General features: G+C 46.2%; 11 protein-coding genes. 4 read left to right on the forward strand and 7 right to left on the reverse strand.

Annotated features, from left to right (window positions below; genetic code table 11):
• The 4 genes from A3K86_RS04925 to A3K86_RS04940 all read right to left on the reverse strand — a co-directional run bounded on the left by A3K86_RS04925 (position 1) and on the right by A3K86_RS04940 (position 5,506).
• Positions 1–180: a Trm112 family protein gene (locus tag A3K86_RS04925; RefSeq protein ID WP_068328530.1), complete on the reverse strand. Its 180-nt coding sequence runs from the start codon at positions 178–180 to the stop codon at positions 1–3.
• Complete coding sequence (gene lpxK, locus A3K86_RS04930) at positions 161–1,183, reverse strand: tetraacyldisaccharide 4'-kinase (RefSeq protein ID WP_068328534.1); 1,023 nt, start codon at positions 1,181–1,183, stop codon at positions 161–163. The genes A3K86_RS04925 and lpxK overlap by 20 nt, the downstream gene beginning before the upstream one ends.
• Positions 1,183–2,955, reverse strand: a complete 1,773-nt coding sequence (gene msbA / locus A3K86_RS04935) for a lipid A ABC transporter ATP-binding protein/permease MsbA (RefSeq protein WP_068328537.1) — start codon at positions 2,953–2,955, stop codon at positions 1,183–1,185. The genes lpxK and msbA overlap by 1 nt, the downstream gene beginning before the upstream one ends.
• Positions 2,956–3,097: 142 nt before the next feature.
• Complete coding sequence (locus tag A3K86_RS04940; protein WP_107270178.1) at positions 3,098–5,506, reverse strand: DNA internalization-related competence protein ComEC/Rec2; 2,409 nt, start codon at positions 5,504–5,506, stop codon at positions 3,098–3,100.
• Positions 5,507–5,532: 26 nt separating this feature from the next.
• On the opposite strand from A3K86_RS04940, the gene A3K86_RS04945 reads away from it, so the two are divergent.
• Positions 5,533–6,063 carry a DUF2062 domain-containing protein gene (locus A3K86_RS04945; protein ID WP_068328540.1) on the forward strand — a complete coding sequence of 177 codons (531 nt, stop codon included), beginning with the start codon at positions 5,533–5,535 and terminating at the stop codon, positions 6,061–6,063.
• Positions 6,064–6,223: 160 nt separating this feature from the next.
• On the forward strand, positions 6,224–6,844 hold the full coding sequence (locus A3K86_RS04950) for a hypothetical protein (RefSeq protein WP_068328546.1): 621 nt from the start codon (positions 6,224–6,226) through the stop codon (positions 6,842–6,844).
• 83 nt (positions 6,845–6,927) lie between these two features.
• Here the strand turns inward: A3K86_RS04950 and lolE are convergent, their stop codons facing one another.
• The 3 genes from lolE to lolC are packed head-to-tail and all read right to left on the reverse strand — an operon-like array spanning position 6,928 to position 10,062.
• Entirely contained in the window at positions 6,928–8,172 is a 1,245-nt protein-coding gene (gene lolE, locus A3K86_RS04955) for a lipoprotein-releasing ABC transporter permease subunit LolE (protein WP_068328551.1), read from the reverse strand.
• Positions 8,172–8,861, reverse strand: coding sequence for a lipoprotein-releasing ABC transporter ATP-binding protein LolD (gene lolD / locus A3K86_RS04960; RefSeq protein ID WP_068328553.1), 690 nt, complete (start codon positions 8,859–8,861; stop codon positions 8,172–8,174). The genes lolE and lolD overlap by 1 nt, the downstream gene beginning before the upstream one ends.
• Positions 8,854–10,062 carry a lipoprotein-releasing ABC transporter permease subunit LolC gene (lolC, locus tag A3K86_RS04965; protein WP_068328554.1) on the reverse strand — a complete coding sequence of 403 codons (1,209 nt, stop codon included), beginning with the start codon at positions 10,060–10,062 and terminating at the stop codon, positions 8,854–8,856. The genes lolD and lolC overlap by 8 nt, the downstream gene beginning before the upstream one ends.
• Before the next feature lie 198 nt (positions 10,063–10,260).
• Between lolC and A3K86_RS04970 the strand changes: the two genes are divergently transcribed.
• A complete protein-coding gene (locus tag A3K86_RS04970) occupies positions 10,261–10,836 on the forward strand; it encodes a PilZ domain-containing protein (RefSeq protein WP_068328555.1) in 576 nt (191 codons plus the stop codon).
• A gap of 7 nt (positions 10,837–10,843) precedes the next feature.
• Entirely contained in the window at positions 10,844–14,299 is a 3,456-nt protein-coding gene (mfd, locus tag A3K86_RS04975; RefSeq protein WP_068328557.1) for a transcription-repair coupling factor, read from the forward strand.
• The last annotated feature ends 14 nt before the right edge of the window (positions 14,300–14,313 follow it).

Genomic DNA, 14,313 nt, shown 5'->3' on the forward strand with positions numbered 1-14,313 from the left:
TTAGTTAACCTCTTCTGCACTTAGTGTGCGTGCTTCTGGCTCAAGTAGAACTGGAATACCGTCATTGATTGGGTACGCCAGACGGTCAAATTTGCAGATAAGTTCGTTCTTTTCTTTATCGAAGTTTAGCTTCCCTTTACATACTGGGCATGCAACGATTTCAAGCAGACGGTGATCCATATTGTTCCTTTACCTTAATAATCTGGCGAATAATGTCTTGTGCCTGTGTGGCAGGAAGCTCTGCATCCACAGGTAGATACCACCAATTCGATTCAGCGAAAGCATGACACTTCACTGCATCTTTTTCTGTCATCACAAGATGTTGCCCTTTTTGTGCCAACATCTTCAGAGTTTGAGGCTCAAATGCTTGGTGATCCGCAAATGGCTGACAGTAAACAGGCTCAATGCCCTGCTCACGTAATGTGTCAAAAAAGCGAGGAGGATGACCAATACCCGCCATCGCAACCACATCGGTTAGTTGCTGCACAGCACGTCGCTCGCCGGTTTTTAAATTGATCATTTCTGATGGTACTAAACGCATCGGGATTTCCCCTTCGTGCGCTTCGCCACCATTACAGATCCTAAAATCGACTTCTTGCAACCGCTCGCAAGACTCACGCAATGGACCCATAGGGATCAACGCTTGATTGCCGAAACGGCGTTGACCATCAATGACGATGATCTCAATATCGCGAGCGAGCGCGTAATGCTGTAAACCATCATCAGTGATAATCACATCGATCTGATCACTACTATCCAATAACAGCTTAACAGCCTCTGCGCGAACTGGGGAAACTGCCACTGGCACACCCGTACGGCGGTGAATAAGTACAGGCTCATCACCCACATGGTCTGTGGTACTCGTATCATCAACTCGGTATGGATAATGCGGTGCTTTACCGCCATAACCGCGAGATACCACGCCAGGTTTAATCCCTTGCGCAAGCAATTGCTCCACCAGCCATACCACGACGGGCGTTTTACCATTGCCACCCGCTGTAATATTTCCCACCACCACCACAGGTACTGGCGCACGATAGCTCGCTTTTACGCCCGTTTGATACTGTTGACGACGATGACGGCTGACAGCAGCAAAAATTTTGCTTAACGGCCACAATAACGGGCTCAGCGCCACCCCGGCAGGGTGACGCTGAAACCAGATCTTCTCAATCAAGTTACTCATTACTGACCAAATTGAATACGGTGTAACTGAGCGTAAGCACCATTGTCTTTAACAATCAATTCATCGTGAGTACCGCGTTCGATGATTTCACCTTCATCCACCACTAGGATTTGATCGGCATTTTCAATTGTCGATAAACGGTGAGCAATAACCAGTACGGTACGATCTTTTTGCAGCTCATCTAATGCAGCTTGAATCGCACGTTCTGATTCAGTATCCAGTGCTGACGTCGCCTCATCCAGAATTAGGATTGGAGCATTACGTAGCAAGGCACGTGCAATTGCAAGACGCTGACGTTGACCGCCTGACAAGCTCACGCCATTCTCACCAATGACAGTATCAAAGCCTTGCTCCATCTCTTTGATGAAGTCCGTCGCGTAAGCCAACTCGGCTGCACGTTCAATTTCTTCACGACTAAATTTACCGTCTGTCGCATAAGCAATGTTGTTTGCAACCGTGTCATTGAACAGATGCACATTTTGCGAAACTACCGCTATTTGGTCACGTAGATTAGCAAGGGTGTAATCTGTGATTGCACGACCGTCTAATTGAATTTCACCAGAGTCAATCTCGTAAAAACGCGTCAACAGGTTAGCAATCGTACTCTTACCTGAGCCCGAGCGACCAACCAATGCCAATGTTTGACCAGCAGGAAGATCAAAGTCTACGTTACGTAACGCTGGCGCATCTTTTGTTGGGTAGGTGAAAGTTACGTTAGTAACCTTGATATCACCATTCGCACGCTCAACTTGGTGTTTACCTGTATCTTTTTCAGGCTCAAGTTCCATCAATTCAAACAAGGTATTACATGCCGCCATACCGCGCTGGAACTGCGAAGTCACGTTCGTTAAAGCTTTTAATGGGCGCATCAGACCAAACATGGCACCGAAAATAACAGCAAAAGTACCTGGCGTTAATTCAGCACGAAGTGATTCAGAGCCAGCCAAAACCAATACAACCACCAGCGCCAGTGAGGCAATTAGCTGAATCACAGGGTTAGCAATTGCCTGTGCAGAAACCAACTTCATGCTTTGTTGACGCATGTGGTTACTTACCTGCTCAAAACGCTCGCGCTCAACATCCTGACCACCATAGTTCAGCACCACTTTATGGCCTTTCAACATTTGTTCTGATTGAGACGTTACTGAGCCCATCGCATCTTGCATGCTTTTTGAGATACGGCGGAAACGCTTAGATACGATTTGAATACTGATAGCAACAATCGGTGCAATAACCAATAGAATGGCGGATAACTGCCAGCTGTTCCAGAACATCAGCGCCATTAAACCAATGATTGATGCACCTTCACGTACAAGGCTAACCAATGCACCACTGGTTGCTGACGCTACTTGTTCTGAATCGTAAGTAATACGGGAAAGTAAAGCACCTGATGATTCTTTATCGAAGAAGCTAACAGGCATCTTCATGAAATGATTAAACATCTTGCGGCGAATGTTCATTACAACATTGCCTGACACCCATGACAGACAGTATGTAGAAGCAAAACCACTTACACCACGCACGATCATCAATAAGATCAAATACAGTGGCATCATAGTAAGGAAGTCGCTTTCTATAGCGTCAAATCCGCCAAAGCTTTCATCCATCAGAGGTTTGATCATTGAAAGCATTAGGGTGTCGCCTAACGCATTAATAACTAGTGCAACAACAGCTACGGCTAGCCCTGCTTTATACAGACTAATAAACGGCCACAGCTGCTTAAAGGTATCCAGCGTCGATTTATCCGACGACTGCTCTTTCTGTTTTGTCATGAAAACTCGTTATTATTTTGAGACGATTCTTCCCATTCTACTCCCAATCAACACGATGCTCCAACTCTGTTGCCGCTAACGTATTTATCTTGCTCTCTTTTTAAACAATTCGAATAGCGACGTTTTTACTTACCATTAAAATTTACTCATCAACTCTCACATCAACAGCATCAGGCACAAACAGGCTGCGATACCAAGTTCGTTGATAATGTCGGCGAGCGCTCTCGAACTGGATACGATTTTGTTTTTGACCTTTTGATGGCGCTATTTGTAAACTCACCTGCCCTATCTCTGCAGTGCTCAGCCAAGGGATTCGCTTATCATGATAGCGTTGCTCAACACTCTTAACTGGTAACCCCCAAGGGTTGTACCGCGCTACGGAAACCAATGCGTACTGCGGTGTCATATCTGCAAGCCAAGTCGCCGTTGATGACGTCGCACTACCATGATGAGGGACAAATAAAATATCGGGATTAAGCATTGGGAATAGTCGCGCCATTAATAGCTCAGATATCGCATCAATGTCGCCAGTAAATAATACCTCTGTTCGCTTGCCATCATCACCTATCAATAAACCATCATGAACTCGTACCACACACGAATGTGGGTTTGCTGCCCGCTTCACTCGCTTTGGCGGCCATAGCACTTCAAACGTTAACCCTTGCCACTGCCAACGCTGTCCTTGGATACAAGGTAAATAGCTTTCACGTACATCACTACTTCGCAGCCACTGTGGCGAGAACCTTTGCACAATAAAATCCGCACCACCCGCATGATCACTATCAGCATGACTGAGTATCAAGCCATCAAGATATCGAATGCCTTGCGCTTTTAGCACAGGCTCAATCACAGAAGTGGCAATACTGCCATTTGGGAAGCGGTTCCCTGTGTCATACAGTACCGCACGCCCATTACGACTAATTAAAACAGCCAGTCCATGACCGACATCCAGCATATCGATTTGCCATGACTTCTGAGAAGTATCCTGTGATTCATTAATCGTTTGAATACGCCATCCCTGCCAACTCACTAGTCCCAAAGCCAAGCTGATATACAAAACTTTAAAACTCGAAAACGGTAGCCAACGTAAAAGCGCAGTCAGTAATACACACCCGACTCCCACAGGTAACCAAAATGACGAAAGATGTAACCAATGACCTAATGTTTGCTCGCCAAGCCATTGCACAGGAAATAAAGCGTGATCAGCAAGAGTCCAAAGGGCTGAACTCAGTGAAGGAAAAGATAAGGTCACAATAGCAGCGAGTATCACAGGCACAACCACAACACTCACCCAAGGGATCACCACAAAATTGACCAAGGGTGCTGCAAAGGCAAACCCGCCAAAGAAATACCACTGTAATGGCAGCATTAAGAGCAATAACGTAAATTGCAGTACGAATAATTGCTTTATGCGAAAACGCCATCTTAGCGTCCATATACTCATGTCAGGTAATGGTGCATTAGATGCGTTAATAAACAGCAAGACAGCAACTGCAGCGAATGAAAACCAAAATCCCATCGCATAACTCGCCAGCGGATCAAATGCCAAGCACAGCGCCAAAGCAAATAAGAGTACCGTCCAATGCGGTAACAGCACATAACACCGAAGCAGCAACATGGCTAAACACGCCATGAATAAAGCTCTTAACGTGGGTAAACTAAACCCAGCAAGCCAGGCATAACTCAGTGCAAATAGCAGCCCTAACCATAGAGGAAACCATAATAAACAAGGCGATTCAGGTAGCAGCCCACGGCACAGCTTTCCAAACCACCAGCCTAAGCCAAACGCCAATCCAATGTGAAGACCCGAAATAGCCATCAAGTGAGCTAGCCCACTATCGCGCAACCATAGCCAATCGTGATCGGACAAATCACCCCGCACACCAAAACTCAAAGCTAGCAGCAAACCTCGATGCGGCGCTGCCTCCATCAAAGCAACAGCGCGATCAAAAAGTTGCTGGCGCACTGACACAGAAGAAAGTTCATAAACAGCACGATCAGCGTCAAGCACAACCGCAGAAACGACAGTACCTCGCCCATGATAACGATGACCGACGAACCAAGTTTCTGCGTCAAAGCCCGCTTGATTCACCCGCCCATAAGGACGACGGATCACAGCTTTAATTTGTAACCTTTGACCTTGCTTAAAAGCACTTGCTTGCGGCCAGAACAAACGCAGTTTTAGAGGGGTCGTTAATGTAAATGTGTCATTGAGACTTGCTTGGGCTGTAAAATCAAAACTATCGGTGGGAATAATCACATTTTGTATGCTATCTACCTCACCAACTATGGTAATATTCGCACCCATTGCAGGAACTTGTTTCACCGTTTCGACATAGTGATAGGTTGTACTGTACGAAGCAATTATGCCTGCGATCGAACCAAATATAACGTTCGCCACAGCATAATAGCGGTAATTGAAACGTATAAATAAAGCAATCCCCCCACCAAGCAGGGACACCATAAGGATTGTGGTTAAAGTGGGCAAGGCAAACCAGCCATGCAGTGATAACACGCCGATGGAAAAGCCGATTGCTGCTTGGGTGATCATTTAGTTACTGATTAGTTGAAATAACAATGCCAAAACAACTTATTAAACGTTTTTTGCCAAGCCATGACGTCATCAAACGTCAAAAGGCTTTAAAGATTTTCGGCAATACGCTTTATAACCCGAACTTGTGGTGTCTGAACCGCCGTTCTGCTTCGGGTGCCTTCGCCGTTGGACTGTTTATGGCGTTTGTTCCGTTACCCAGCCAGATGATTATGGCCGCTGGTATCGCTGTATTGTTTGGCGTAAACCTGCCACTGTCTGTTGCACTCGTTTGGATTAGCAACCCTGTTACCATGCCAGTGCTTTTCTACGGTGCTTACAAGATTGGGGCTTGGGTTTTACACACCCCACACCAAGCATTCCACTTTGAGCTTTCATGGGATTTCTTGCTGCACCAAATGAGCCAAATTGGCCCTCCATTCCTACTAGGTTGTTTTATTTGTAGCGTTGTCTGTGCCCTAGTTGGCTATTTCGGCATCCAAGGTTTATGGCGCTACTCGGTTGTACGTAGTTGGAATCAAAGACAATTTAGAAAAGCATTTAGCAAAAAGCTATAACTCAAACAGAAAAGGTCTCGTTACCAATCAACACAAACAGTAACGAGACCCTTTACTAGCAGATATTTGCTAGCCATATCACACACAGTTCATAGAAACGTAAATAAGAGCAAATTATAGTAACCATACTAAAATGGTTACATATTAATTGGAGCTCTTAATGCCAAAGTTTTCACCTTTCCTTATTATTCTTCCTGTTCTCCTCAGTTTATCTGGCTGTGTAAAAGTTATGACGGCAGAAGAAGCCGCACCACAACTCACCAATCTTAAAAGTGACCAACAACTAAACTTAGCGGTTCTTGATAAAAGGGAGTATGTACTTAGCGGCGAAAAAACAGCTGCATTTGAAGGGATTATTCGCAGCAGTTTAGGTATTCCATACTCACACACCACTGCAACCAATGAACCTATGTCTGTATTTCTAAGCAACCGCTTATCGGCAGGATTCAAAAAGCATGGCATAGACGCTAACGTCATCGTTACCGCTCCAAATATGTCGATTCAAGAAATTGAGTACAAGCGACCAAACAAGACAGCAAACACCATAGTTATAGTGTTAAATGAATGGAAATATGATTTTCATGCCTTTAGTGACAACTCTTGGTACAACATGGATGTCGTCGTTTTTGATAGCCAAGGTAAGAAAAAACTGGTGAAGAACTTCGCGGGTGAAAATGACATTCCAGATAAAAGCTCGATTTCTAATGAAATGCAGCTACTATACAAATCACGCTTCGAGAATGTTTTCTCAAATAGTGACGTACTAAAAGCACTGAATTAACTCATTAAGCAAATAAGCACTTTAATGAGTAAAAAAAGCAGCGACTTCGCTGCTTTTTTGTTGATGGCATAACTAGTTAGTCATTATTTAGCGCTCAGTACCTGAGCCGGATGCAGTGCGCTTGCTCGACGCGCTGGATACCAGGTTGCTAACAAACTCAGCACAATCGCAGTACAAGTGACTATCGCAACATCTTGCATCGCCAGTTCTGTCGGTAAGAAGTCCACAAAGTAAATATCACCTGACAGAAACTTATGCCCTATCAACCCCTCAATCCCTTTGATCAAGGTTGTCAGGTTGGTCGCCACCAAACAGCCAATCACAGAACCAACCAAGCTCCCGAGCACGCCTGATAAAACGCCATGCCAAATAAAGATTGATTTAATTAAGCCGTCTGTCGCCCCCATGGTTCGTAAAATCGCCACATCAGCCGCACGATCTTTTACCGCCATCATTAGGGTCGAGACAATATTGAAACAGGCAACGCCGATCACCAATACCATCACCAAATACATAATGGTGCGTACCATCTGAATATCGCGGTACAAGTAACCGTGTTTTTGAGTCCAACTTTTCAAGTAAACATACACAGGTAAGGTGTAACCGACTTCACGAACAATCGACATTGCATCAAGCACATCATCAACCTGCAAAGACACACCAGAAACACCATCGCCCATCGACAAGTAGCCCTGCGCATCTTTTAGCGGCACTAGCGCAAAGTTATGATCAATCTGCCCACCGAGCGCCAACAGCCCCGACACTTGTAACCGAATACGGTGCGGCGCACGTAGCTTTTTGTTTGGATCTGAATTAGGGATCATCGCAGTAATCCAATCACCGACCTCGATACCCAGCTTATCCGCAACACCTTGACCAAGGATCACTTGCTTTGCGCCCGGCGAAAATTGCTGCCATGCATCACCTTTAATGAACTGAGGTAACGAACTCACTTTTTGTTCAAGCTTTGGATCTACACCACGTACTTCAACCGCTTTTAACTTGGTGCCTTTTTCTAGCAACGCGGTAAAGACAATATATGGCGCCGCGCCTGTCACTCTCGGGTGCTGCTCGGCAGTAGTCACCACTGATTGCCATTCTTTAAATGGGGGCGTGACCGCTTGCAGTTCACCATGCGGGATCACAGACAGCACGCGATTTTGCAACTCACGCTCAAAGCCGTTCATTGCTGAAAGGCCGATAATGATCACCGCAACCCCAATAGCAATGCCCAACGTGGATGACATCGAAATGAATGACACCATCTTGTTACGCTGCTTAGCGCGACTAAATCGGCTACCTATGTATAAAGACAGAGGTCGAAACATTAGGCTACCTCTACTTGAACCAACTCGCCGTCTTGCATATGCATGCAACGGTCTAATTTAGCGGCCAGTTCATTATCGTGGGTTACCACTAAAAACGCGGTTTGTGACTCGCGGTTTAAACGACGCATTAAGTCATAAATCTCAAGTGCCGTTTTATGATCCAAGTTACCCGTTGGCTCATCAGCCAGTACTAACGCTGGCTTGTTCACCAATGCACGAGCAATCGCCACACGTTGACGCTCACCGCCACTTAATTCAGAAGGACGATGTTCAAAACGATGGCTTAACCCCACCATGGTCAGTAGTTCTTCTGCTTGAGCGCGGGCTTCTTTGGTACTAACACCACCAATCAACAGCGGCATTGCCACGTTCTCGACCGCGGTAAAATCAGCCAATAAATGATGGAACTGGTACACAAAACCAATCTCTTGGTTACGCACTTTCGCTTGTTTATTGGCACTCATCGCACTTAGGTTCTGCTCTTTAAAGAACACTTCACCAGCTGTTGGCTCATCTAACGCCCCCAGCAAATGCAGTAGCGTACTTTTACCTGAACCGGATGAACCCACAATACCGACCAATTCACCGCTTTCAATACTGAAACCGACGCCTTTTAGCACTTCAGTCTCCATTTGAGCTTCGCGGTAAATCTTACGCAAACCCTGACAAACTAATAACGAATTACTCATAACGAAGTGCCTCTGCTGGACGAACAATCGCAGCACGATAAGAAGGGAAAACGGTGGCTAGTAAACTTAGTAATATAGCCCCCAGAATGACAAAACCAATTTGCAGTGGCGAAATAACAACGGGCAGTGAACCACCCACAGTGATCAGCTGAACGCCAAGCACCGTCATCACAGTATTTAAGTTCAGTGCCAACAGTGTGCCCAAGAAGCCACCAATCACAGCACCAATAACGCCACTACTTGCGCCTTGTACCATAAACACCAGTAACACTTGCCAGTTGGTCATACCTTGCGTTTTCAAGATCGCCACCTCAGCTTGTTTCTCCATCACCACCATGATGAGCGCTGAAATAATATTAAACGCAGCGACACCAATGATCAGACCAAGCATCAGTCCCATCATGTTCTTCTCCATTTTTACCGCTTGGAAAAGCTCACCACGTTGTTCACGCCAATCTGACCACTGCCAACCATCAGGCAAAGATTGTTGAGCTAACTCAGTGACAGCAAAAGGATCATCAAGAAACACTCGCCAACCTGAAATTTGGTCACCTTTGTAACGCAATAGCTTGGCAGCATCGGCAATATGAACCACGACCAACTGCTTATCGACATCAGAACCTGTGTCAAACACTCCTGAGACAGTAAAATTACGCTGGCTAGGAATACGTCCCAACGGGGTATATTGGCTCGCGCTGGTAACCATCAAACGGACTTTATCACCCACTTGCACGCCTAACTGCGCAGCAAGAGCATGGCCCAATACGACTTGATAACTCCCTTTGGTTAACGCATTTAATTGACCCAACGTCATTTGCTCGGCAATAGGATCATACTTAGCAGGATCAATGCCTAATAACATACCAGCAGAGAGCGAGGACGCACTTTGCAAGACCGTTTCACTACGAACAATTGGAACGGCGCGCTCAACATGGTCTAAGGTACTAACCCATGATGGCTCACCATCTGTAAGCAGGGTTTTGTGATCAGTTTGACTAATAACCGCATGGGGCATCACACCTAAAATGCGTTGCTTCAGCTGCTGCTCAAAACCGTTCATCACAGACAATACTGTGACAAGCGATAACACACCGATGGTGATCCCTGCGGTCGACATATAAGAGACAAATCGACTAAAGCGATCGCCTGAGCGCCCACGTAAATAACGTAAGCCGATAAAAAGAGAGACGGGATGAAACATAAACGTGCTCAAAAACCCCCAATAAATAACTTCTGCAAGCATACCTGCCCAGATAAATTATTACCAATAACCAAGATAAAACTAATGTAAAAACAAGGGCTAAAATTGCGCAAAATCCCACCATCAAAGCCCATTAACTTGCTCGATTAACCAAGGTGCGTGATAATCGTTAGATTGAATTTAAAAGCAGAGCTACCGATGACTCAGGATGAATATTTCTCAGTCCACGCTGGGTTAACAATCAATGTGGAGCCACTTGCCGATAACGCGATCTGTCCTGACGAGCAGGCGTTCAGTTTAGAAATTCCCCCTCTTTTTCGCGTTGCCAGCGAATGCTGTGAACTTGAAGAAAATACCGAACGCTTATTAAAAAAATTCGGTAGCGACGACAGCAAAGCATTGATCGCTTATCTCGGTGCGCAAAACACCAAAATCAATCTGCTGCTTTCCTTCGTATTATCACAACAAGACGATCCTAACCTGCGTTTTACAACCCGTACCTTCGGTGCAAGCCGTTTAAGCTACCTTTCCGCGCAGGCGTTAAGCGTAGGGCAACAAGTTCGCCTTAAACTGTTCCTCAATAACCCTCCAGCGGCGATTTATTGCTATGCCGAGGTGATGGCTTGTCAGCCAACAGAGGATGCAGACCGCTACGAAATCGAACTGCGTTATTCTCGTCTTTTGGAAAGCGATCGCGATCTTTTGATCCGCGCCGCCCTTCATGTTCAGCAAAAACTCCTGCGTGAACGTGCGCAACAACGAACTGATAGTTAATCAAGCCATGAAAACAGCGTCTATTCTTGCGATTCCCCACCCGAGCAAAGCGGGTGATAAAAAATTCATCGGTAACCTGTCGGGTGCCGCCCTTGCTCTTGCTATCGCAGAGCTTGCGAACGATCACCAAGGTCCACTGCTTGTCGTTGTTGCTGATTCACAATCGGCATTACGCCTTCAGGCGGAAGTCAGCCAATTTACGGCACAAGACGTCAGCGTCTTCCCCGATTGGGAAACCTTGCCGTACGATAACTTCTCGCCGCACCAAGATATCATTTCCGATCGTCTTGCCTGCTTATACAAGCTACCGACTCAAGAATCAGGCGTGTTGTTTATTCCTGTCAGTACCTTGCTACAACGATTAACACCGCATTCTTTCTTGCACCAACATGCGCTAGTAGTCAGCAAAAATGACCGCCTATCACTGGAAAAATTACGCATTCAGTTGGAAGCGTCAGGCTATCGCCACGTCGATCAAGTGATGGAGCACGGTGAATATGCCAGCCGTGGTTCGCTGCTTGATCTCTACCCTATGGGTAGCAACCAGCCATATCGCATTGACTTTTTCGATGATGAAGTTGATTCCATCCGTCATTTCGATCCTGAAAACCAGCGTTCTACTGGTGAAATCCAAGCGATTAACCTACTCCCAGCTCACGAGTTTCCAACCGATGATATCGCGGTGGAAAACTTCCGCATGCGCTGGCGTGAACGCTTTGAGGCGCGTCGCGAACCAGAATCAATTTATCAGCAAGTAAGTAAGCGCACTTGGCCTGCGGGTATCGAATACTGGCAGCCTCTGTTTTTTGAGCAAACTGAAACCTTATTCGACTACTTACCTACTTCAAGTTTATTAGTTACTGTCGGTGAACTAGAACCTGCCGTAGATACATTCTTAAGCGATGCAGAATACCGCTACGATCAACGCCGAGTCGATCCGCTACGTCCTCTATTGCCACCAGCCGAATTGTGGATGAGCAAAGATGAAATGTTCGCGGGCTTCAAACCACTTCCTCAGGTTCGCATTCGCCATGAAGAAGAAAGCGATAAAAGTGGTCGTTATAACCCGCCACTGATCGATGTGCCTGAGCTCGTTATCAATCATCAGCTCAAAGAACCTTTTGCGGATCTACGTCGCTTCATCGAACAATACCAAGGTAAAGTTATCTTCTCGGTTGCCTCTGAAGGTCGCCGCGAAGCCATGCTGGATCTCCTTGCTCGCATCAAACTGCGCCCAATGGTGTGCGATAGCTTGACCGAAGCACTCTCAGCGCCAAGCGATCACACCTTGGTTATTGGTGCTGCGGAAAAAGGCTTTATTCTCGAAGACAAAAACATTGCCTTCCTATGTGAAAGCGATTTACTGGGCGAACGTGTTATCCAACGTCGTCGCCGTGAAGAAAAGAAAGCCATTAATGCCGATACCATTATCCGCAACTTGGCAGAACTGCAAATTGACCAACCCGTCGTGCACATTGATCACGGTGTGGGTCGTTACAAAGGGTTGCAAACTCTTGAAGCCGGCGGCTTAACAACAGAATACGTTACCCTTGAATATCAAGGTGGCGCCAAGCTGTACGTCCCTGTCGCATCACTTCACCTTATTGGTCGCTACTCAGGTGGCGCGGAAGAAACGGCACCATTACACAAACTTGGTGGCGAAGCATGGACCAAAGCACGTAAACGCGCGGCGGAAAAAGTGCGTGATGTGGCTGCAGAACTATTGGATGTGTACGCCAAGCGTGAACTAAAACCAGGCTTTAAATTCAACCTCGACCGCGAAGCTTACGCTGATTTTTGCAGTGGTTTTCCGTTTGAAGAAACACACGACCAAGCCTTGGCTATCAATGCTGTACTATCGGATATGTGCCAAGCCAAAGCTATGGACCGCTTAGTCTGTGGTGATGTGGGCTTTGGTAAAACCGAAGTGGCTATGCGCGCTGCGTTTGTCTCTGTCGATAATAACAAGCAAGTAAGCGTCTTAGTTCCGACTACCCTATTGGCACAACAACACTTTGAAAACTTCCGCGACCGCTTTGCTAATACGCCAGTGCGTGTTGAAGTGCTATCGCGCTTTAAAACCGCTAAAGAGCAAAAACAAATTATCGCCGATGTTGAAGAAGGCAAAGTGGATATCTTGATTGGTACTCACAAGCTGCTAAACACCGCGATTAAATACCACGATCTCGGTCTATTGATTGTTGATGAAGAACACCGCTTTGGTGTCCGTCAAAAAGAGAAGATCAAATCGCTACGTGCTGACGTTGATATCCTAACGCTAACAGCGACACCTATCCCACGTACGCTAAATATGGCGATGAGTGGGATGCGTGATTTATCTATCATTGCTACTCCACCAGCACGTCGCTTGGCAATCAAAACCTTTGTGCGTGAGCGTGATGATGCCGTAGTACGCGAAGCCGTGTTGCGTGAAATCATGCGTGGCGGTCAGACCTACTTCTTACATAACGAAGTAGATAGCATTGAAAAAACCGTCGAAGAGCTGACGAAACTCGTTCCTGAAGCGCGTATCACCTTTGCCCACGGGCAAATGCCTGAGCGTGAACTTGAGCGCATTATGTCGGATTTCTACCACCAGAAATTCAACCTATTAGTTTGTACTACCATTATCGAAACAGGTATCGACGTACCAACTGCCAACACCATTATCATGAACCGTGCTGACAACCTAGGTTTGGCACAGTTGCACCAGTTGCGTGGTCGTGTCGGTCGTTCGCACCACCAAGCATATGCGTATCTACTTACGCCACATCCAAAACGTATGACCAAAGATGCGGTTAAACGTCTGGATGCTATTGCTTCGCTAGAAGATCTTGGTGCTGGCTTTACCTTAGCAACCCACGACTTAGAAATTCGTGGTGCAGGTGAGCTATTGGGCGACGATCAAAGTGGTCAAATCCAATCGGTTGGCTTTACTCTTTTCATGGAAATGCTAGAGCAAGCAGTAGAAGCACTGAAAGAAGGAAAAGAGCCCTCTTTGGATGATCTGCTTAAGCAACAAACTGAAATTGAACTGCGCGTTCCAGCCTTGATCCCAGATGATTTCATCCCTGATATCAATACCCGTTTGTCACTGTACAAGCGCATTGCAAGCACGGCTGATGAAAATGCGATCAATGAAATGAAAGTTGAGCTAATTGATCGCTTCGGGCTACTACCCGAAGCAACCAAGAACCTGTTAGCATTGAACAAACTGAAATTGAAAGCTGCCAAGATTGGCGTGAAGCGCTTAGAGGCTGGGGAAAAAGGCGGATTCTTAGAGTTCAACCCAGATGCCAATATCAACCCAGCTTACTTGGTGGGCTTGATCCAAGCGCAACCACAGAAATACCGGATGGAAGGACCAACCAAGTTGAAGTTGGTCGCACCTTTAACTGATCCGAAAGCGCGTCTGAAGTTTGTTGACGACGTCTTAACACAGTTTATTGAAAACAGCTTATAATTGAGGCACTAACG

It is taken from the genome of Photobacterium jeanii, assembly GCF_001650345.1.
Lineage (GTDB): Bacteria > Pseudomonadota > Gammaproteobacteria > Enterobacterales > Vibrionaceae > Photobacterium > Photobacterium jeanii.

What these genes read in the sequence shown, in the direction of transcription:
- lolE (WP_068328551.1), bottom strand. Translation starts at nt 8,172, where the DNA reads ATGTTTCGACCTCTGTCTTTATACATAGGTAGCCGATTTAGTCGCGCT.
- A3K86_RS04945 (WP_068328540.1), top strand. Translation starts at nt 5,533, where the DNA reads ATGCCAAAACAACTTATTAAACGTTTTTTGCCAAGCCATGACGTCATC.
- A3K86_RS04970 (WP_068328555.1), top strand. Translation starts at nt 10,261, where the DNA reads ATGACTCAGGATGAATATTTCTCAGTCCACGCTGGGTTAACAATCAAT.
- A3K86_RS04925 (WP_068328530.1), bottom strand. Translation starts at nt 180, where the DNA reads ATGGATCACCGTCTGCTTGAAATCGTTGCATGCCCAGTATGTAAAGGG.
- A3K86_RS04940 (WP_107270178.1), bottom strand. Translation starts at nt 5,506, where the DNA reads ATGATCACCCAAGCAGCAATCGGCTTTTCCATCGGCGTGTTATCACTG.
- lolC (WP_068328554.1), bottom strand. Translation starts at nt 10,062, where the DNA reads ATGTTTCATCCCGTCTCTCTTTTTATCGGCTTACGTTATTTACGTGGG.
- msbA (WP_068328537.1), bottom strand. Translation starts at nt 2,955, where the DNA reads ATGACAAAACAGAAAGAGCAGTCGTCGGATAAATCGACGCTGGATACC.
- mfd (WP_068328557.1), top strand. Translation starts at nt 10,844, where the DNA reads ATGAAAACAGCGTCTATTCTTGCGATTCCCCACCCGAGCAAAGCGGGT.
- A3K86_RS04950 (WP_068328546.1), top strand. Translation starts at nt 6,224, where the DNA reads ATGCCAAAGTTTTCACCTTTCCTTATTATTCTTCCTGTTCTCCTCAGT.
- lpxK (WP_068328534.1), bottom strand. Translation starts at nt 1,183, where the DNA reads ATGAGTAACTTGATTGAGAAGATCTGGTTTCAGCGTCACCCTGCCGGG.
- lolD (WP_068328553.1), bottom strand. Translation starts at nt 8,861, where the DNA reads ATGAGTAATTCGTTATTAGTTTGTCAGGGTTTGCGTAAGATTTACCGC.